Here is a 19,962-nt window from a genome sequence, read left to right on the forward strand (position 1 = left end):
TGGCAGAAACGCCAATCAATGCGTCGACGCTTCATCCAGCCCGAAGTAATCGCATATCGCCTCATGCAGCGAGATCGCGCGTTCGTCCAGCTCGGTCGTCCACGGTTCGCCGTTCTCGCATAGCCGTTGCAGTTCGCGGCATTGCTGCGCGAAGCGCTGCTCCTGCACAACCAGGAACCCGCCGGCCGCGCTATGCGCCCAGCCGCCCAATGCTGCCCGGTCTTCCTGTTCGACAATCGCCAGCAGTCTCGGCAGGTCGTTTTGAAGATGCTCCTTGAGCATGGCCGTGTAACGCGACTTGTCGTCCGCGCTGAGCGTGTTCACGGGGTCGGTGGCTGTGGTGGTTGCCGCTGGAGTCGCCGCGGCCATCGTTGATGCTGGTGCCTTAGTCTCTGCCGTCGCCGATACCGGCGCACGCTGCGACTCCGCGGACGTCACCGCAAGCAGCGCCGCCTCCAACTCTCCCAGCGACGCCGGCTTCCCGACATACCCGGTAAAACCCCGCTCGCGCCAGCCTTCCTGCTGCTGGTTGTCGGTGACTGCGCTAAAAGCCAGCACGGGCAAGTCCGCATGCGCTTTGCGCAGTTCCGCCAGCAACGTATATCCATCCATCACGGGCATATGGATATCGGTCAGCACCACTTCGAAATGCCCCTGTTCGAATGCCGCCAGCGCTTGCCGCCCATCGCCGGCAATCGTCGGCAGGCAGCCGAGCGCGTCGAGTTGCTCGACGATCAAGGTTTGGATCAGCGGATTGTCTTCGGCGACCAGTACCGTCAAGCCTTGCAAAGCCGGATTGGCTTCGGGGGGCGGCAATGCGGCAGAAGTCGGCGGCAGCGTCGCTGCGACATCGGTGACGCCCGCGGCCGCGAGATCGACCGCGGCCAGAATCGCCTTGCGGCTGAACTCCGTCACTTCGAGGACGCCGTCTCCACACGGAGCGGGACGATGCGGTCCGGTGCGCGTGATCCACACTACGCCGGCCGGGTGCACCGCACGCAACGCGGCAATCGCGTCGAGATCGTATTCGCCGGTGACCACCATCGCCTCCGGCCGGTTCACGCGCAACCACGCTTCTGCACTACGCATCGATACCACGGTATGAACAGACCACCCCACCAGATGCAAACCGCTGTCGATGATCTGCCCCGACTCGCGTTCCTGCGACACCACCAGCACACTGCCACGCCGAGCCGGCTCGACAAGCGGTTCGCGCAACTCATCTGGGGACGAAGCGAGCGGGATCGACACGCTGAACGCGCTGCCGACTCCCAGCACGCTCTCGACCGAAATATCGCCGCCCATCAACTCGCACAACCGCGCGCAGATCGACAAACCGAGGCCAGTGCCGCCATAGCGGCTCGACGTGCTTGCCTCGCCCTGCACAAACGGACTGAAGATGCGCGCAACCAGCGCCTGATCCATGCCGATCCCCGAATCGCAAACCCGGCAGATCAGAATCGGACGTCCTTGCAGATCTTCTTTCACTTCGGCATTCAGCGTGATCTTGCCGCACGAGGTGAATTTGAACGCATTGCTCAACAGGTTGTTGACGATCTGCGCGATGCGCGTGCGGTCGCCACGCAGCACCTGGTCGAGCGTCGGCGACAGATGTGCGTAAAAACGAATCGCGCGATCCGCCGTCATGGGTGCGTAGGAGAGCGCGATATTCTCGAAATCGTCCAGCGGGCGGAACGACTCGCTCACGAGCTTCATCTCGCCGGCATCGATCTTCGAAAAATCGAGGATGTCATTGACGATACGGCGCAGCGCATCGGCCGCGACATTCAACGCCGTGAGTCGCTGCGCGTGGGCTTCGAGTCCTGGCGTACGGGCGAACAATTCGAGGTTGCCAAGCAGCGCGTTGAGCGGCGTACGAATTTCATGGCTCATCGACGCGAAGAAATTCGAGCGAGCCCGCATCGTGATCTCGGCGGTCTGCTGCGCGAGCCGCAATTGCTGTTCGAGCGCGTGTTGTGCGGTGACATCGAGGATCGCGCAGAACAGCACGTCCTCGTCGGCGTAACGTGCCGGCGCGTAGGTGAACTGCAGAAACTGCGCTTGTGGAGAGGCGCTTTCGTCGGGCGCCGGTTGTGACGGCGGCTGTGGCTGCGGATGCGCTTCCGGCTGCATCGGCTGCGCAGGCGCGACAAAAGCGGCGATCCTCGCGAATGCCGTGATCGAAGGACCATCGGGCTTCAGTGCACGAATCTCATCGACGATATGCGGCGGCAAGCGACTACTGCCGGCTTCGATATGCAGCAACTCGTCGGCCAATGCATTGGCGATGATGATCGAATAGTCGCTCTGCCGGACGATGCACAAACCAACCGGCGTCGCGCTGACCAGAACGTGATTGATGGTTTCGCTTTCCAGCGCACGCGACGCTTCCGCGAAGGTGCTGCGCATCAGGCGCAGCCCCCAGAATCGCGCCGCCAGTGCGATCCCCGCCAACACCAGCAGCGCGAGGCCGACAAGCGCGGCCAATTGCCAACCGAGCGCGGCAATCAGCTCGCGCCACGACAGATAGCTGACTAGCGAACCGAAGCCGGGCATCAACGGCTCACTCAGAATCACGCCGTCGCGGGTGTAACGGTACGCATCGGATGGCATATGCGCGACGGCGTCTTGCAGCCTGGCTGCAGTCTGCGCATCGACGGGCGGCGACGACACAATCACATGGCGATCCGCCGTCATCAGCAACTGTGTCCCGTCGTAGTCGGGCCGCGCGACGTGCGCCAATAGCCCGTCAAGCGGAATGCTCATTACGATCAATGTGGTCGGTGTATCGCCGGCATAGTAGGCGCTCACCGTGGAGATGACCGGCACGCCTTGCAGCGTATCGCGATAGGGACCGAGCCAGATCCGCTGGCCCTTGCCGGGCATACGCGTGCCGGTTTGCGTCTGCAATTCCTGTTCGAGGGTCTCACGCAACGTGCTCACGATCGCCGGCTGCAAAGGCGGCGCAGCCGTTACGCCGCTATCGGCACCCGAATTGGCAACCGGTTGAGCGAGCGAAGGCAGAATCGCGGCGTAGTCTTCGGTCAGCCCGAGCAGGATCGCCCGTTGCGGCAGCTCGAACGCCTGCTGGGTCACCAGCGTCGACTGTGCCGCTTCGTAGATACGCCACAGGTTCGCGCCGAATTGCGGCCCCCATGCCGCGCGCGCGGCGTCGCCGACCAGCAGGTCGAATTGCGCGTTGACCCTTGGCACCGTACCGCGTGCGACGCCGCTCACGCGCACCGCGTCCTCGACGCTTGCCGGCACGCGCAGCACGTTGTCGGTGTCGTGATAGTAGTCGAGCGTGAATTCGGCCCGCCGCATGAACGATTCCTGCCGATGCAGGAGCCGCGAGAGGTCGGCCGCGCTCTGGGACGCGAACGTTCGCCGGTATTCGAGTTGCTTGTCCGCGGCAAGGACGGCCAGCAGCAGCGCAAAGATCACCACAATCAGCATCAGCGAAGCGATCGTCGCGAGGTACAACCGTTGTTGGCGCTTGGCGCTATGAGCCAGCGACGCGAATGCGTGCGCCAGTGATTCCTGCGTACGGTCGAGGATCTTTTGCATCAGCTGGCAAAGTTAGCGTGGTTCGCGCACGCAGACCGCTGCGGCTCGGAGGAGCACGGAACAGGTCTGCAGCCCTTTACCGGCGCAGTGTAGCGCTTTTGATAACAGCACGCGAAGCATCCGGCACTGATTTTCGCGGCCACTCGGAGCGCAGGCAAGCGTTCGACCAGGCAGCGAGCCGCGTGTCGTCAACCGTCGTTGAAGTGGCGAATGCCGGCGGAAGATTTGACATTAATCTGATAGATCGGCGTTACTCCCACCTCGACAGTCCGGAATTGACGCATCAGGATGCAAACGTCAGCGCCCAATTAGTTGCAAGGGCAGGCTGACCCGAGTAACAACGGCGTTTAGCAGCCCGTCCTCCCAAAGGACGGGCTATTTTTTTCGCCGCCTGTTTTTCTCATCGCACCCGCCTTAACCGATGCGCGCGTCAACACCGTGACAGGCGGGGAGAGAAGGGCTGCACCGTCACGGGGCACGAAAAATGCAGCCGTCGGCGCGGAGAGTCGCGTTAAACTGATTGTCACAGTCGGGCGTCACCGCTCGCATTGCCCGGCGGGCCTCGCCAGCCATTGGCCAATGCGGCGTAGCGCGGCGTCCCGGCAAGCAGATAGGTGGCGGGCGGATTCCCCACGTGAGCGCCGTACGAAAGACGGCGCGCCAACCTACCCGTACAATGGTTCGATCAACAACGGAACAAGGACAACCTCGATGCGCACTACCGGGTCCTCCGGGTCAATGGCCCTGCTCACCGAATACGACGACGCAACGGCGCGCGAACTTCGCTCGCTGCGCCTCGAATCGACAGAAGACGGCAAAGGCATTCTTCTGGTCGAGGTCGATGAGCGCAAGCCAGGCATTCACCGCGAAGTGCGCTACGAAATCACGCCTGCCGAACTGATTGCTGCCATTCGCGCGCATGGCGCGGAATTGCCGGGCGAACAGCACAATCATCGTCAATAAAGCTGTCACGCATGGTATTGCCCTTACGCGCGAATGCCGTGCGCCGTTTCTGCATCGCCGCCTTTGGTTTGCGTACAGCAATAATGGCCTACGGGCATCCGTAGGCCATTATTCGTCACTTGCTTGCCGCGAAAGCATCAATCCGTTCGCTTTGTTCCATTCGCGCTTCTATTCCGCGCCTTTAACCCGCTGGCAAGCGACACTCGCGCATTTAACGCGCTAATAACCTGACGCATTTCCGGACATTTGCACGTCTTGAAAATGCGTCCATAATCCTTACATACCCCGTTGCTTTCCCTACCTGCGCCGTGCCCGAAAGGGCTGCGGATGTAAGCCGATGCTACATGATCTCGTCGAGCAATATGGACCGGCGCTCGTCTTCGTCAACGTGCTGGCCGCCTCACTCGGGCTGCCGGTGCCGGCGATGCCGTCGCTCGTGCTATTCGGGGCGATGGCGGCCATGCATCCCGGCTCCGTGGGCACGCAGTTGATGCCGGTCCTCGTGTTGTCGATCTTTGCCACGCTGATCGGCGACAGCGCCTGGTATCTCGCCGGCCGTATGTATGGAGGCAATACGCTGAAAACGATCTGCCGTCTTTCGTTGTCGCGCGACACCTGTGTAAAAAAGACCGAACGCTTTTTCGGCCGCTGGGGCGTGCGTGTGCTGGCAGTGGCGAAGTTCGTGCCGGGCCTGTCGATCGTGTCGATCCCAATGGCCGGCGCGATGGGCACGCGCTACCGCACGTTTCTCACCTACGACAGCATCGGCGCCGCCTTGTGGTCGGGTACCGGTTTGATCATCGGCGCGCTGTTCGCCCGGCAGATCGACATGCTGTTCGCCATGGCGGGGCGCCTGGGGCGCACGGCCGCGCTGGTGGCCGTCGCGTTGCTCCTGTTGTACGCAGCCTATCGCTGGATTCGCCGGCGTCAGCTGATTTCCAAGCTCGCAACTCAGCGGATGGAAGTCGAGGAGCTGGCGGCGCTGGTCGCGTCCGGCAAAACGCCAGTACTGTTCGATATTCGCTCGCAGGAAAAGCGTGCGCTCGACCCGTTCGTGATTCCGGGTTCGCAATTCGCCGACGAGCGTCAGCTCGAGGAGATCGTTGCAACATACCCGCACGATCAGAAGGTAGTGATTTACTGTTCGTGCCCGAATGAAATATCCGCGGCATGGATGGCCAAACAGATGAACGAAGCCGGCTTCGCCGACGTGCTGCCGTTACGCGGCGGTATGGAAGCCTGGCGCGACTCGGGCAAAGCGGTGGACGCGCTGCCCGGCATGCCGCCGCCCGACGTGGCGGTCGGCGACGAAATCGCGCCAAAGGCCGTGTAGCGCAGCAGCGCATTCATACCGGCGCCCTTGTGCGCCCGCGCCGCTTCGCCCCCCGTGTCGATCATTCAGGATGAACACAGAAGGAGCGGTTCAATGCTGTCGACTCAAGAAGTTGAAGGGCAACAGGCCGTCGTCGCCGACGCGCCGTTTTCGTCGCTTGCGACGCGCATGCATCAGATGTTCCCCGAACTCACGTGCGCAGAAATCGATCGTCTGCGCCGGTTCGGCGAAGTGGGCCACTGGGAAGCCGGTGAGCTGCTGTTCGAGACCGGCTACACCGGTCCAGGCATGTTCGTGCTGCTGGAAGGGCGCGTGAAGGTTTATCAGCGCGATGGCATCGGGCGCGAGGTTCTGATTGCGGAACATGGCGCCAAGCATTTTCTCGCGGAAGTCGGTCAGTTGTCCGGGCGCCCCGCGCTGGTAAACGGCATGGCCGTCACCCCGGTCGACGCTTTGCTAATTCCGCCGGACAAGCTGCGCGCGTTGATCGTCGCCGAGGCCGAACTGGGCGAGCGCATCATGCGGGCGCTGATCCTGCGGCGCGTGTCGTTGATCGAAAAGGGCGCGGGCGGCCCGATCCTGATCGGCAACAGCAGCGACGCACGGCTCGTCATGCTGCAAGGCTTCCTGTCGCGCAACGGCCACCCTCACTCAGTCATCGACGAGCGCGACGAAGACGCGCTGCGTCTGATCGAGCAATTCGCCGCGCAGAAAGAAGACATGCCGCTGGTGATCTGCCCGGACGGCACAGTGCTGCGTCATCCGAGCATGCCTGAACTCGCCACCTGCCTCGGCTTGCTGCCCGATCTCGATGATTCGCATGTGTACGATGTCGCGATCGTCGGCGCCGGGCCGGCCGGCCTCGCCACGGCCGTGTACGCGGCGTCCGAAGGCCTCTCGGTTATCGTGCTCGACAGCCGTGCGCCAGGCGGCCAGGCAGGCGCCAGTTCGCGGATCGAAAACTATCTCGGCTTTCCGACCGGTATCTCCGGCCAGGCGCTGGCGGGCCGCGCGTTCGTGCAGGCGCAGAAATTCGGCGCGCACGTGGCGATTCCGGTCCACGTTAAGGCGCTGCATTGCGCGGAGTCGCCGTACCGGCTGGAACTCAAGTGCGGCGGCAAGATCACGGCCCGCACCATCGTGATCGCGAGCGGCGCGGTCTATCGGCGCCCTGCGCTCGAAGGGCTCGACCGTTTCGATGGCCGCGGCGTGTATTACTGGGCGTCGCCAGTCGAGGCCAAGCTGTGCAAACGCCAGGAGATCGTGCTGGTGGGCGGCGGCAATTCGGCGGGCCAGGCAATCGTCTATCTGGCGACCCACGCGGCCAAGGTCCATGTGCTGATCCGCCGGAGCGGCTTTGAAGCCACCATGTCGCGCTATCTGATCGACCGCATCCGTTCGTTGCCGAATGTGTTCGTGCATCCGCATTCGGAGGTCGGTCGGCTCGAGGCGGACGACGTCGGGTTGTCATCGGTCGTGCTGAAGAAGCCGCTACCGGATGGCACCGCAAGCCTCGATACGCGCCATCTGTTCCTGTTCACCGGCGCCGATCCGAATACCGACTGGCTGCGCACCTGCGGCGTGGAACTGGACGACAAGGGCTTCGTGCTGACCGGCGCCGGCGTGGACGGCGCCTCCGTCTGCGATCTCGCTACAACGGTCGAAGGCGTGTATGCGATCGGCGACGCGCGCGCCGGATCGACAAAACGCGTCGCGGCGGCGGTTGGAGAAGGTGCGGCGGTGGTCGCGCAGATCCACCAGCTGCTGGCCGTTTCGGCGGGGGAAGCGGTCGCTTTGGGGGCCTGAACGCCCCCGGGGTAATCTGCTGTTACACACGCCTTCAACTGGTTGCACCTGCTTTTCTTTCTGTCTCGTAAGATTGTTGTCAGCCATTCGACAGTGAATGGCTGACTCTTTAGACCGCAATCTTGCATGGGACCGGAGTAAGTGCTCTCAAGCGCGCGAACTCTGGTCGACACAGGAGACAAGCATGATCCAACGTGCGATCGTTTTCGCCGCCATCAGCCTGGCTGCCGCCTGCGCATCGACCTCTGCCTTGGCTCGGGTAGACGTCGGCGTGTTCGTCAACACCCCCGGCCCCATTTATGCCCAGCCGCCCGTAGTTTATGCGCCGCCTCCGGTCATTTATGCGCCGGTGCAGCCGGCCTATGGCTATGGGTATCGCGGCGATTACTACCGCGGGTATCGCGAGCGGCATGACCATGGCCGCCATCGCGGCTGGGATAAGCACCACAGACGCGACTGGTAATGTCCGTCGGCCACGGTGCGGAGTTGCGGCGCCGTTGTCATTGGGCACGCCGTGCCTCCCACGGCGCCATGCTCTGGTTGCGCACCACGCCGATTCGTCTGCCGTATTCGCGCTAAAGTAGCGGCTGCTGATCCAGGCCGGACCTTGCGTCCGCTCCTAATCCCGTGACCAACGCCCGCGTGAAGACTCTTCCGCTATCTGCCGCCCGCACCCTGCATCTGGCCGCGCAAGGTTTGTTGACACCGCCACGCCGCAAGGCCGTCAAAACCGACGTGCTCGACGCGATTCGCCGCATGGCGCAATTGCAGATCGACACGATCCACGTCGTCGCGCGCAGTCCGTATCTCGTGCTGTTCAGCCGGCTCGGCGCGTACCCGCAGCAATGGCTCGACGAGCATCTCGCCGAAGGCAAGCTGTTCGAATACTGGTCGCATGAAGCCTGTTTCGTCCCGATCGAAGACTACGGTCTGCTGCGCCATCGCATGCTCGACCCGAGCGATATGGGCTGGAAATACGCGGCGGAATGGCACAAGAAGTACCGCAAAGACATCGAGAAGCTGCTCGCGCATATCCGTGCGACAGGTCCCGTGCGCTCAGCGGACTTCGCGCGCGAGGCGGGCAAGGGCAACGGTTGGTGGGACTGGAAGCCGGAGAAGCGCCACCTGGAAGTGCTGTTCGCGATCGGGCAATTGATGGTGGCCGAGCGGCGCAATTTTCACCGCGTCTACGATCTGACCGAGCGCGTGTTGCCGGATTGGGACGACGCGCGCGACCTGCCGCCGCGGGAAACCGTCACCGAGGAAGCGTTGCGACGCACCTGCCGCGCACTCGGCGTCGTGCGCGCCGATTGGGTGGCCGATTACTATCGGCTGCCACGCCGCCCCTATCGCGACGAATTGCATGCGCTCGCCGATCGCGGTGAGCTGATCCCGGTTCAGGTGGAAGGCTGGAAGCAGGACACCTTCGTCCATCACGAATTCGCGCCGATGATCGACGAAGCAGCGAACGGCAAGCTCGCTTCAACCGTCACCACGGTGCTGTCGCCGTTCGATCCGGTGGTGTGGGATCGCAAGCGCGCTGCCGCGCTATTCGACTTCGACTATGCGATCGAATGCTACACACCGGCCGCGAAGCGCAAGTACGGTTATTTTGTGTTGCCGCTTTTGAGCCGGGGGCGCCTAGTCGGCCGCGTGGATGCGAAAGCGCATCGGACCACCGGCGTGTTCGAACTGAAATCGCTGCACATCGAACCCGGCGTGAAGCTTAGTGCGAGGCTAGCGGGCGATCTGCGCCGCGCTCTGCAACGCTGTGCGGACTGGCATGGCACGCCGCAATTGGAAATCGCATCCGCGCTGCCGGAATGGCTCGAGGCTTTGAGCGTAGACAGCAGGATGGAAGCTTAAGCTCGCGGCACAAGAGGCGGAATTAATGCAGCGCCGCCCACGCAAGCGACAAGGAAAACACGCCCAGCACGATCGACGCACCGCGCTGCATCTTCACCGGATTCAGCCAGGTGAGTTTGCCGCTGCCGAGCGCCGCGCCAAACGCGATCCACGCAAGCGCGATCGGCACCAGCAGGCAGGCGAACATCAACATTGCCGTGCCATACGCGGGCAGATGCGCGAACGCGACGGCGGGAAAGATCGTACCGGCGAACAACAGGCCTTTCGGATTGAGCAGCGTCGCCACGAATAGCGTGCGCATGCCGCTCGCCCGCTGCGTCGAATCGGGCAAAGCCACCGCCGCGCGCCACATATCGACGGCGAGATACGCGATGTACACACCAGCCGCCACGCGTAGCAGCGACGGCAACCACGGCAGCGCGTGCGCGGCTTGCGCGAGAAAATGCCCCCACACTGAAATCGACAGAAGATAGCCGGCGAGTTCAGCGACGATCAGCGGCAAAGAACGGCGCACGCCCTGACGCAAACCAGCAGCCGCAAGCAGCGTATTGGTCGGACCCGGCGTAATCAGCACGACGATAATGCCGATGGCCAGCAACGCGATAGCGGACGTGGAAAGCATAAAAAAGGCGCAATGTTGGAAACAATGCGCCTTTTTATCACAGAGAACCGCGCCGCCGAATTACAACGGCGATTCGTAAGGGCGAACCACGCCGCCCATAGGCGGCGCGCCCTTCGCCTTCAGTGGTCCAGTTTCGCGCGCAATTCGCGAGCGGCTTCCAGCAGCCCCTCGTAACCCGAACGCGCGTGCTCCGGCAGATCCGGATCACCGACGAATGCGCCGAGCGTTTCGATCAGGCTATACAGAATGCCCTTTGCGGCACCGGAAGCAATGCTGCCGGACGACACCTGCTGATCCACGTGACTCAGCGCTGCATCGAGGTGTTCAAGGTCGGGCCGGTCGCCCGTGGGCGGCTGAGGCGTTACGTCTTGCGTCATGATGAAACTTCTCTCAGGTTGATGCATCAGTGAACAAAGCCATCCTTTCACGTTGTTATATACCGATCGTGCGCTGACGTCTATTCGTGCTCGGACTCAGTGCGATTCACACGATTCACGTCAAGGCGTCCACCGATACATCAGGATTTTCGCGCGCGCATCGTCTTCCAGCAGGACGACGTATTCGCCATTGGCGCGCTGCACCGCGCTGATGCCGAGATAAACATCCACCCAGCCGCTGGTGTTGCCGACGCTCGCGCCCGGCGTCATATAACCGACCGCCTGGCCCGTGCGCGCGTCGTACACGTCCACCTTCGCGGTGTACAACTCGGCGATAAAGACATAATTGCCCGCCACCGCGACGCCGACCGTTGTCGTCTGCGGACTGGTTTGCGTGTTCCATGGCAAGGAGACGGTGTATTGCTGCGTCGGTGTTCCGGAGCTCCAGTTGTCATAGCGCGCGAGCACCGGACCGGCCTCTTTCCAGTGCGTCGAATCCCACGGGATCGCACTCGTAAAGCCCGATATGTACATCGTGTCGGTCTCGGCGATGTAGACGATACGCGCGATCCGCGTGAACGGTTGCGGCATCGCGAACATCTTCGAGCTCGCGTATGTGTAGATCGGATTGCCGGCCGAGTCGAGACCTTGCAGCGGCATCTCGCGGATGCCGCTCGTCGGTGTGGCGAGCCACACGTTGCCGGGCGTGTCGACCCACCAGAAGCCGTTGCCGACCGTGCTGCCCGTCGACGGATTGCTGCTGATCTCGCTAGCGTCGACGGTGCCGTTGCCATTGGCGTCGCGCCATAACCATTCGCCGTAGGTAGGCTGCGCTGCGGGCCACGTGCCTGGCAATGGATTTTGCGCCAGCAAGCCGGACGGAATCGCCATTTCTGCGTGCGCGGCATCGAAGCGATAGACGTTCAGATAATGCGCGCCAGGATCGAGCGTATAGAGAAACGGCAGGCCGTTGATCCGCCGCACCATCGGCTCGCCGCGTACGCCGCGCGGCTCGTGAAAGGCGGGGTCGTCGGGATAATCGAAGCGGTCGAGCGTGAAGCCTGCATACGACCATTCGTGGCCGGCCGGTTGGCTGTAGTCGAGCGTGAAACGCTTCGAACCCGTGTAGACGGAATTCTGCGTTGCCGGATCGAACGCGGCGCTATCGACGAAAGTCAGCCCGTACAGGCGCCAGTTGAGAGCATGCGTGCTATACCCATAGCTCTCGAGCACCGCACCTTGCCCCACCGATGCCGAGCCGAGCGGCCGCGGCCCTTCACCATTCTGCGCGACATACAGATTGCCCGCCGGATCGAGACCGATACCCGTGATGCCGTTGAAGCGCCAGTTGCCTGGCACGCCCTTGAGCGCGTGGAAGATGCCGTTACGGGTGCCGATCGATGCGCCCGCTTGCGGCTGACCGCTAGCATTTTTGTTGTAGACGAGAATCTGCTGCGACGGTCCGTTGTCGGCGACGAGGATTTGTCCGGAAGGTGTAATCGCAATGTCGGTTGGCACTGCGCCGGCGGGCAACGTCAAGGTGCCTGAGAGCGCAGTGCCGTTGGCGGCGTAGTGAAGAATGCTTAGGTTTCCGGATGAAACACCGCTCATCACCCACAGTGTTGAATCCGTGTCGATTGCGATGCGTCCCGGCGAAGGCACGTTCCAAGATCGCAAACGCTGCATCGAAGCCGCGTCGAACACGAGGATGCGGCTGTTGATGGTATCCGCGACATACAGTTCGGTATCGGTGGCCGCCATGCCGCGAATGCCCGCATCGGTACCAGTCGTCACCGTGTTCAGCAGCAGGAAGCTGTTCTTCGTCGTGTTGGCGCTATTGCCGATGCCACCCGTGAAAGGCGCGCCCGTTGCCAGATTGGCAAGCGTGCGGCGCGTCACACCGAACCATGTCTGGTTCGCCGGTGGATAGTCGGCGCCGACCAATCCATTGCTCTCATTGCCGATCGACATCGCCGCGTACAGGTAGGTATGGTTCGTCGCGACCGCATCGCCGCCGGCGGCGCCCCAGCCATGCGTCGAACCGGCCACGGCGATCTTGTCGCCCGCACGGTATGCGGCGATTTCGCTACCGCTTTCATCCCAGGGGGCGTTGGTATAAACGGTGCCGTCGGCGCCGACGCTGATCGCCTGAATGTCCTGCTGCATCCACTTGCCATCGCCGAAACCAAAGCTATTGCCGATCCACGACGTGGTGTAGGTGAGTTGCGATTGCGCGGATGCACTGAGAGGAAGGAGACTATGGACGACAAGAACTGCCACGCCAAGGCGAGACGAGAATTTCACGACGGGTTTTCCTTGCGAGATGCGAAGCGCGCACGGCCGGCGTGCGCGGCGCGCTATCGCCTGTATGCGGATCGACTAGCTATCGCACATACATGAACGTTGTTGGCGTTTTATCCTCGCATGGAAAAAGCGGAAATTTATTCGCAAAAAATTCGCGGTAAGCAGTTAATCGCCTAAACAATTCGAAGCGCATAAACATGCGCTGTAATGCAGCGCTATTTGCTCTTGAGCTTCACGCGATAGGTACAGCGCCGCGCGCCGGCGAGCACATGCTCCTCGCGTTCAATCGATCCTTCCTCACCGACAATCTCCACGAACAACTGCAACTCTGTGCGGCAAAAGCCCTGGCAGGTGCGCGCCGCCGCTGGCCGATCCGCCGTTGTGGCCGGTGCTGGATACGCAGCGTCTAAACGACTTCAATACGGCGTCACACTAAACCCTTCGACGTGCGAATACGTCTTGAAGCACATTAACGCGCCTCAACCCGCCTGCGCGAATTCTTCTGCCACTGCCGCAATCAGCACCTGCATCCGCGCGCTCTTGTAGAGATCGGCGTGCGCGACCACCCAGACATCGAAGGGCTCCGCGCGATGCGGCATCACGCGCACCAGCTCCGGTTCATAGTCGGCGCGAAAACATGCCAGCTCGGCGATACCGAAGCCGGCAAGGACAGCCTCGAACAGCATCGCAGTCGATTGCGTCTGGAACACGAGACGCCCGCGCGAAGTCGGCTCACCGCACAACGCCGCCCGCATCGACGGCGAGGCCGGCTGTTGATACATCACCAGATCGTGCCCATCGAACGCCTCGCCTTCGCGCGGCTCGCCGCGTGCCGCAACGTATTCGCGTGACGCGTAAATACCGACCTGCAGTTGCGCGAGCTTACGCGCGATCAGGTCGGGTGCGTCGGGCCGCAACGTGCGGATCGCCACGTCGGCTTCGCGCCGCGTCAGATTGGCGATCTGCGCGGACGTCACGCAGATGATCTCGATGCCCGGATGGGCCCGCCGTACCTTGGCGATGGCCGGCACGACGAAGCGTTTGCCGAGCGAATCCGTTGTGGCGACGCGGATCGTGCCGGCCAGCTGATCGTCGAGTCCGGCAATTCGCCGTTCGATCGACAAGGCAGCCTGCTCCATCGTCTCGGCCGCCCCGAGCAGGGCTTCGCCGGCAGGCGTCAGCACGAACAAGGCGGGGGTGCGCAGAAACAGCGTCGTCGAAAGCGTTTCTTCGAGCGCCGCGATCCGTCGGCCGACCGTTGCCTGATCGACATCGAGTTGCGCCGCCGCGCCGCGCAGCGTGCCCGTACGCGCCACGGCGAGAAAAAATCGTGCGTTGTCCCAGTTGATCATTGGCTGCGCTGTCCGTCATGCATATTTGCATCATACACATGCGCAATCACTGCTTTATTGCATTCGCGTATGTGACTAGACTTCGTCGATCGATTCAATTGCAGTTTTAGCCCGAGGATGTGTAATGACCGAATGCACCGCTGAACAACCGCTGCCTACCAAGCTAGCCGACTCGGAGCGGGCCGCCCGGCGTCCGCGCCTGACGCTCGCGCTGGTGGCGAGCGGCATGTTCATGGCCGTGCTCGACACCACCATCGTCAATGTCGCCCTGCCTGCTATGCACGTTAGCCTCGGCGCGTCCGTGGGCGGTCTCGCGTGGATCGTCGATGCGTACACGCTGAGCTTTGCCGCGTTGATCCTCGCGGGCGGCGTCGCGTCCGACCGTTTCGGCGCGAAGGCGGTGTATCTGTGGGGACTGGCGCTGTTCGTCGTGGCCTCGGCGGCTTGCGGGCTGGCGCCGAACGTCGGTGCGCTGGTGGTCGCGCGTTTCGTGCAGGGCAGCGGCGCGGCGTTATTTCTGCCGGCGTCGCTCGCCATCGTGCGCAGCACCTTCGACGACCCCGTCGAGCGCGGGCGCGCCATCGCGACGTGGGCAGGGATTGCGTCGGTCGCGGCGGCGATCGGGCCGGTGCTCGGCGGTCTCCTCGTGCAAGGGTTCGGCTGGCGCAGTGCGTTTCTGATCAATGTGCCGACTGGTTTCGTTGCCTTCGCGGGCGCTTGGGTTGTGGTGCGTCACTCGACGCGCAGCGTTGGGCGTCATTTCGATTGGGGTGGGCAGTTGGCGAGCATCGTCGCACTGGGCGCGCTTTGCTATGCGGCGATTGAGTTGCCGTCGCGTGGGATCGCTGCGCGAGAGGTGTGGGGCGCGGCGTTGCTTGCCGTGCTGGCTGTATTAACGCTTGCTGTTGTCGAGCGGCGTGCGCAGCATCCGATGGTGCCGGTTGAGTGGTTTCGCAATCGGATGTTCGTGACGATGAATGCTATGGGGACGCTTGTTTATGTTGGCTACTTTGGGTTGTTGTTTGAGTTGAGTCTCTACCTGCATGGCGAGTTTGGGTTTAACGCGCGGGAGATTGGGCTTACGCTTTTGCCGCTTGCGGGGAGTTTGTCGATCGGGAATGTGGTGGTGGGTAGGTTGCATGGGCGGTTTACTGCGACGCAGTTTATGACTACGGGGCTCGTGTTGGCTGCTGTTGCCGTGCCGGCTATGGCTGTTAGTCTGGAATGGCGGGCGCCCTGGTTTTTTACTTATGCGGCGATGGTGATGTTTGGAGGTGGGACAGCGTTGTCGGTGCCGCCGATGATTTCTACAGTGTTGGAACAGGTGCCTGGTGAATTGGCTGGCGTGGCGTCTGGGTTGCTGAACGCGTTGCGGCAGGCCGGAGGGCTCGTTGGCGTCGCCATTGCCGGTGCGGCGACGATTTTGGCGCCGCATGTTTCGATTGCGTTGTGGTGGGTTGCTGCGATGGGGTTGGTGACTTATGCCGGGGCGGCGATTTTGGCGGCGTGTGCGCCTGTGGTTCTGCGTCCGCAGCATTGAGCTTTTCCTTGATCTGGGTTTGGTGCCTTCCTTGCATTGTTAGTGGTCTATTAGCGTTGCCCCTGTGCGGGGCGGCACTTACTTTCTTTGCCGCCGCAAAGAAAGATAAGCAAAGAAAGCGGCTAGAAGCCCCTGCTAAGTGGGTCCCGCAGCTTGCTACCGGTAGTGGTGCATCTGGAATCTGTGTTCGTGCCACTACATGCTCTTGCGACAAGGGCGTCATACTTCCGGCGGCGCTGCGCGCGCCGAAGAGCCATTCATAAAACCACTCACTGAATTTTGGCGCATGTGGATTACCAGCGAAGCGCTTGCGGGTACGCGCTTCGCGCTTTTCTCGCTCCCGGAAAAGCTCACCGATGGTGTTTTTCGTTTATTTCTTCGCTCCCGGAAAGACTCACCTTTAACGCTGGCGGTGCAAGCGCGATCGCTCAGGACATCACCGTTGCTTGAACCACTCCCCTCGAACAACGTCATTCGCTCTGGTGAACGCCGTGTTCATTTGCCCTTGAACACCGGTGGACGTCTTTCTGAAAACGCTGCTAGCCCCTCGCTGAAATCCGCGCTTTCGCATGCTTGCCGACGCAGTTCTGCAATCTGTTCCATCGCTTGCACAGGCATCGGTTGCAAGTCTTCCAGTATCCGAAGTTGTTCCTTCACGGCCTGGATCGCCAAGGGCGCCTTGCTTGCGATTCCGCGCGCCATTTCAAGCGCCGTTGCTTCCAGTTTGTCGCTGTCGACCAGGCGGTTGATGACGCCGAAGCGCTCGGCGCGCGCGGCATCGAGTGGCAACGCGCTGAAGAACATTTCCTTCAATACGTGAATCGGCAAGTTGTTGAAGAAACGAAGCAGGCCGCTTGTCGTATAGGGCAAGCCGATGTTCGCCGGCGTCATCGCGAAGCGCGCGCTTTCATCAGCGACTACGAGGTCGCAACTCATCGCCAGATCGACGGCGCCGCCCCATGCTGAGCCCGACACCATCGCGATTACTACGCCCGGGTAAGCGCGCACGCGGCGCAACGTCTGCTCCAGCGGCTTGCCGTAGGCAATCGGATCGCGGTCATCCGCTAACTCCCCAAGGTCGTGGCCCGCGCTCCAGACGTCCTGCCCGATGCCGCTGCCAAGTATCACGACCGGTATGCGCTGTGTCGCAAGATCGACAAGGTGTGCGTCGAGCGCGTGCAGCAACTCCGCGCTGAGGGCATTCCTGCGGGTAGGATGACTGAACGTCAAGCGTGCGATCCGTTCATCTACGATATCGACCGTTACCGTAAACGGCGATGTGTTCGGTGTGTTCATCGTATGGCCTCTGCAGCGTGTTCCAAAGTTTTCGGCCTGCTCATCGCGTAACTCTCGCAGCGTATTTCAAGCTTTTTCGGCATGCTTATTGCGCGACTCTAACAGCCCTGTTCCGAATTTTGCGTCGGATTCACAGCGTGGCTCGCGCCGCGAGTTCGAAGTTTTTAGGCGTGTTCATTGCGTGACTTCCACCGGATGATCTGAGTTTTGCATCAGACTCATTGTGTAGCCCCTGCCATACGTGCCGATACCTTCTCCGGCGAACCATAGCCACCCTGTTGATGCACCGCTTTCGCAGCAATCAACGCCTCAATCGAGCCCTCATCGAAACCCGCCTCGCGCAATACATCGACAGTATGTTCGCCAAGGCTCGGCGGCGCATGACGGCTGACGTGATGCGAAGAATCGCCCTTTACTGCCGAACTCGACACCGGCGTCACGACCTGGCGCAATGCGCCGAGGGTCGGATGCTCGACCGTTTCCACCAGCCGGCAATGCTGGACTTGCGGGTCGTCGAACACTTCGTCCAAGGTATTGATCGGGCCGGCAGGCAATCCCACGCCGATGAACAACTCTGTCCACTCCCGTTTGCCGCGCGTCTTCAAACGCGCTTCCAGCGCAGCCTTCAATTCATCGCGATGCGCGACGCGCGCCTCATTCGTCGCGAAGCGCGGGTCGTCCGGCAATGCGGGCAAATCGAGCAATTGGCACAAGCGCAACCACATGTCGGACGTAATCGGCGCAATGTTGAGCGGACCATCGGCGGTTTCGAATACGCCATACGGTGCAATCACCGAATGCGCGTTGCCGGTACGGCGGGGAATGTCGCCAAGGCTCAGGTAGCGCTGGCCATGCACGCTCAAGAGGCCCACCAGACTCGCAAGCAATGATGTGCTCACGTGTTGGCCGCGCCCGGTTCGCTCGCGCTCCAGTAACGCGGACAGTATCGCCATCGCGAGCCACATGCCCGAACTCAGATCGCCGATCGCGGTGCCGGTGCGCGTGGGATCGCCGTCGGCGAAACCGGTCAGGCTCATCATGCCGGAATAACCCTGCGCGATCTGGTCGAAACCGGGCCAGCCGCTCATCGGACCATCGGCGCCAAACGCGTTGATGCTGCCCATCACCAGCCGCGGATTGCGCGCGCTGAGCACGTCATAGCCGAGCCCCATGCTCTCGATGGTGCCGGGCTTGAAGTTCTCGATCACCACGTCGGCATCGTCGATCAGCCGGTGAACCGCGGCCAGTCCTTCCGGATTGCGGAAGTCGATGCACACGCCGCGCTTGTTGCGGTTGCAGGAGAGATAGTAGGTACTCACGCCCCGGTCGAACGGCCCCCAGGTTCGGCTCATATCGCCACCCGGGCCCGGTTCGACTTTGATGACGTCCGCGCCGAGATCGGCCAGCACCATCGAGCAAAACGGCCCCGACAGCGCACGGCTCAGTTCAACGACCTTGATTCCTTGTAACGCTTGCATTCATTTCTCCAGCGAATTAACGAAGGTTGCGGACAGCCCAAGTGACGCGCTTGCGCCATATCCGCCGCGTCCAACGAAAGACGGCAGCAACGCGAGCGATGCGTTCAACGAAGCACTATTCCGGCAACGTCTGATGACGGGTCTCGACAGCAAACGGCAAGATCAGCAGGCCAATCACAAAGGCCGCCGCTGTCCACGCAATCGGCAGCCCGAGCGAACCTTGCCAATGAATCGCGGCAGCCAGCAAGAAGTTCACCCCAGCGCCAAGCAGGCGGCCCACCGACGCATTGAAGGCAAACGCGGTAGCGCGTATCCGCGTCGGGTATTGCTCCGGCAGCCACAGCGAGAAGATCGCGAAATTGCCGCCGAAGAAGCCGAGGAATAGCAGCGACACCATGAAAAGGTTGAGTCCGTTCGGCAAATAGAAGACCCAGCCGAAAGCCAACACGATCGACACGGCCATGCCGGCGAAATACACCCCGAGCGCCGTGCGCCGCCCCAGCCGTTCCGCCAGCCACGGCGCCGCAAGACAACCGAGGATCGTCCCGACCGACAGCACCGCCGCCCCGATCGACGCAAGGCGCACTGCGCCGACGCGGTCGATGCCGGCGCGCGTCGCCAGTGTCACGACCGCGCTCGCTTCGTAGACTGACCCGGCCCACAAGCCGATAATCGCGACGCCCACCAGACTCGCACTCGTCAACGTGCGACGTCGATAAGCCGGCGCGAATATCTCCATCAGCGGACGGCGCCTGGTCACCGCCGCGACGTTCGTCTGACCGACGCCATGCGTGGCCTTGCGCCACTGCCCCGGCTCCTTCACCTTGAGCACCGTGAAAATCGCCAGCAACGCCGGTGCGAGACCGCACAGGAACATCGCGCGCCAGCCATAGGTCGCGCCGACCGTGTAGTTCAGCAAAGCGGCAAGGAAGAATCCGACGTAGTAGCCGGTCTGCAGATAGCCCGCGCCCATCTTGCGGCGATCCTCCGGCCAGCTCTCGGCGACATAGGTACCCGCCAGCGCCCATTCGCCGCCCACGCCGATGCCGGCAATCAGCCGGAACGCAGCCAGCTCCCAGACGTTGTGCGCGAACGCAGCGGCGCCGGTGAACACCGAGTAGATCAGGATGCTCGCGGCCAGCGTCTTGACCCGCCCGAAGCGGTCGGCGAGCGGCCCCCAGATAAACGACAGCCCCCAGCCGATCAGAAACAGCGCGAACAGGATCGAGCCGTACATGCCGAGATTGCCGGGCGTCGCGGCAATGCCCGAGACGGGCAGCAACTCGGTGAGCGCCGGAATCAACACCAAGGCGTAGATCACCGAATCCACACCATCCAGCACCCATCCCGAGTAAACCGCCCAGAAGCCGCCGATCTGCTCGCGGGTGAGGGGCGTGCGGCCGGGCTTGAGCCCGGGCGTCGATGCATCGATCACTTTCGACATGCTCGTCTCCTGAC

Annotated in this window: 14 protein-coding genes; 6 read left to right on the top strand and 8 right to left on the bottom strand. The window is 62.3% G+C overall.

Annotated features, from left to right (window positions below; translation table 11 throughout):
• Window positions 1-15: 15 nt before the first annotated feature.
• On the bottom strand, window positions 16-3,567 hold the full coding sequence (locus tag M0D66_RS25225; RefSeq protein WP_211705700.1) for an ATP-binding protein: 3,552 nt from the start codon (window positions 3,565-3,567) through the stop codon (window positions 16-18).
• 711 nt (window positions 3,568-4,278) lie between these two features.
• Between M0D66_RS25225 and M0D66_RS25230 the strand changes: the two genes are divergently transcribed.
• The 5 genes from M0D66_RS25230 (at window position 4,279) to M0D66_RS25250 (ending at window position 9,535) form a co-directional block, all read left to right on the top strand.
• A complete protein-coding gene (locus M0D66_RS25230) occupies window positions 4,279-4,530 on the top strand; it encodes a hypothetical protein (RefSeq protein ID WP_035560791.1) in 252 nt (83 codons plus the stop codon).
• A 337-nt stretch (window positions 4,531-4,867) separates the two neighbouring features.
• Window positions 4,868-5,863, top strand: coding sequence for a DedA family protein/thiosulfate sulfurtransferase GlpE (locus M0D66_RS25235; protein ID WP_093634383.1), 996 nt, complete (start codon window positions 4,868-4,870; stop codon window positions 5,861-5,863).
• A gap of 93 nt (window positions 5,864-5,956) precedes the next feature.
• Window positions 5,957-7,669 (top strand): FAD-dependent oxidoreductase, encoded by a 1,713-nt coding sequence (locus M0D66_RS25240; protein WP_211705701.1) that lies wholly within the window; start codon window positions 5,957-5,959, stop codon window positions 7,667-7,669.
• 184 nt (window positions 7,670-7,853) lie between these two features.
• Window positions 7,854-8,132 carry a hypothetical protein gene (locus M0D66_RS25245; protein WP_211705702.1) on the top strand — a complete coding sequence of 93 codons (279 nt, stop codon included), beginning with the start codon at window positions 7,854-7,856 and terminating at the stop codon, window positions 8,130-8,132.
• A 179-nt stretch (window positions 8,133-8,311) separates the two neighbouring features.
• Window positions 8,312-9,535 (top strand): winged helix-turn-helix domain-containing protein, encoded by a 1,224-nt coding sequence (locus tag M0D66_RS25250; protein WP_200652317.1) that lies wholly within the window; start codon window positions 8,312-8,314, stop codon window positions 9,533-9,535.
• 22 nt (window positions 9,536-9,557) lie between these two features.
• On the opposite strand, the gene M0D66_RS25255 is transcribed toward M0D66_RS25250, so the two are convergent.
• The 4 genes from M0D66_RS25255 to M0D66_RS25275 form a co-directional block, all read right to left on the bottom strand.
• Entirely contained in the window at window positions 9,558-10,157 is a 600-nt protein-coding gene (locus M0D66_RS25255; protein WP_200652318.1) for a LysE family translocator, read from the bottom strand.
• A gap of 119 nt (window positions 10,158-10,276) precedes the next feature.
• Window positions 10,277-10,534, bottom strand: a complete 258-nt coding sequence (locus M0D66_RS25260; RefSeq protein WP_093634450.1) for a hypothetical protein — start codon at window positions 10,532-10,534, stop codon at window positions 10,277-10,279.
• Window positions 10,535-10,654: 120 nt separating this feature from the next.
• The gene (locus M0D66_RS25265; protein ID WP_211705703.1) at window positions 10,655-12,838 is read right to left on the bottom strand and encodes a hypothetical protein; all 2,184 of its coding nucleotides are present in this window, start codon (window positions 12,836-12,838) and stop codon (window positions 10,655-10,657) included.
• A gap of 479 nt (window positions 12,839-13,317) precedes the next feature.
• Window positions 13,318-14,187 (bottom strand): LysR family transcriptional regulator, encoded by an 870-nt coding sequence (locus M0D66_RS25275; RefSeq protein ID WP_200617758.1) that lies wholly within the window; start codon window positions 14,185-14,187, stop codon window positions 13,318-13,320.
• A 127-nt stretch (window positions 14,188-14,314) separates the two neighbouring features.
• Between M0D66_RS25275 and M0D66_RS25280 the strand changes: the two genes are divergently transcribed.
• Complete coding sequence (locus M0D66_RS25280; protein ID WP_211705704.1) at window positions 14,315-15,730, top strand: MFS transporter; 1,416 nt, start codon at window positions 14,315-14,317, stop codon at window positions 15,728-15,730.
• Between the two features lie 495 nt (window positions 15,731-16,225).
• Here the strand turns inward: M0D66_RS25280 and scpB are convergent, their stop codons facing one another.
• From scpB to M0D66_RS25295, 3 genes are all read right to left on the bottom strand, one after another.
• Window positions 16,226-17,026, bottom strand: coding sequence for a methylmalonyl-CoA decarboxylase (scpB, locus tag M0D66_RS25285; protein WP_211705705.1), 801 nt, complete (start codon window positions 17,024-17,026; stop codon window positions 16,226-16,228).
• Between the two features lie 218 nt (window positions 17,027-17,244).
• The gene (locus M0D66_RS25290) at window positions 17,245-18,504 is read right to left on the bottom strand and encodes a CaiB/BaiF CoA-transferase family protein (protein ID WP_211705706.1); all 1,260 of its coding nucleotides are present in this window, start codon (window positions 18,502-18,504) and stop codon (window positions 17,245-17,247) included.
• 115 nt (window positions 18,505-18,619) lie between these two features.
• Window positions 18,620-19,948 (bottom strand): MFS transporter, encoded by a 1,329-nt coding sequence (locus M0D66_RS25295; protein ID WP_211705707.1) that lies wholly within the window; start codon window positions 19,946-19,948, stop codon window positions 18,620-18,622.
• Window positions 19,949-19,962: the final 14 nt, after the last annotated feature.

This window comes from Paraburkholderia sp. SECH2 (assembly GCF_030464795.1).
GTDB classification, from domain to species: Bacteria; Pseudomonadota; Gammaproteobacteria; order Burkholderiales; family Burkholderiaceae; genus Paraburkholderia; species Paraburkholderia aspalathi.

Bases quoted from the DNA above. Each gene is read 5' to 3' on its own strand.
- scpB (WP_211705705.1), bottom strand. From the start codon at position 17,026: ATGAACACACCGAACACATCGCCGTTTACGGTAACGGTCGATATCGTA.
- M0D66_RS25260 (WP_093634450.1), bottom strand. From the start codon at position 10,534: ATGACGCAAGACGTAACGCCTCAGCCGCCCACGGGCGACCGGCCCGAC.
- M0D66_RS25230 (WP_035560791.1), top strand. From the start codon at position 4,279: ATGCGCACTACCGGGTCCTCCGGGTCAATGGCCCTGCTCACCGAATAC.
- M0D66_RS25295 (WP_211705707.1), bottom strand. From the start codon at position 19,948: ATGTCGAAAGTGATCGATGCATCGACGCCCGGGCTCAAGCCCGGCCGC.
- M0D66_RS25255 (WP_200652318.1), bottom strand. From the start codon at position 10,157: ATGCTTTCCACGTCCGCTATCGCGTTGCTGGCCATCGGCATTATCGTC.
- M0D66_RS25225 (WP_211705700.1), bottom strand. From the start codon at position 3,567: ATGCAAAAGATCCTCGACCGTACGCAGGAATCACTGGCGCACGCATTC.
- M0D66_RS25245 (WP_211705702.1), top strand. From the start codon at position 7,854: ATGATCCAACGTGCGATCGTTTTCGCCGCCATCAGCCTGGCTGCCGCC.
- M0D66_RS25235 (WP_093634383.1), top strand. From the start codon at position 4,868: ATGCTACATGATCTCGTCGAGCAATATGGACCGGCGCTCGTCTTCGTC.
- M0D66_RS25290 (WP_211705706.1), bottom strand. From the start codon at position 18,504: ATGCAAGCGTTACAAGGAATCAAGGTCGTTGAACTGAGCCGTGCGCTG.
- M0D66_RS25280 (WP_211705704.1), top strand. From the start codon at position 14,315: ATGACCGAATGCACCGCTGAACAACCGCTGCCTACCAAGCTAGCCGAC.
- M0D66_RS25240 (WP_211705701.1), top strand. From the start codon at position 5,957: ATGCTGTCGACTCAAGAAGTTGAAGGGCAACAGGCCGTCGTCGCCGAC.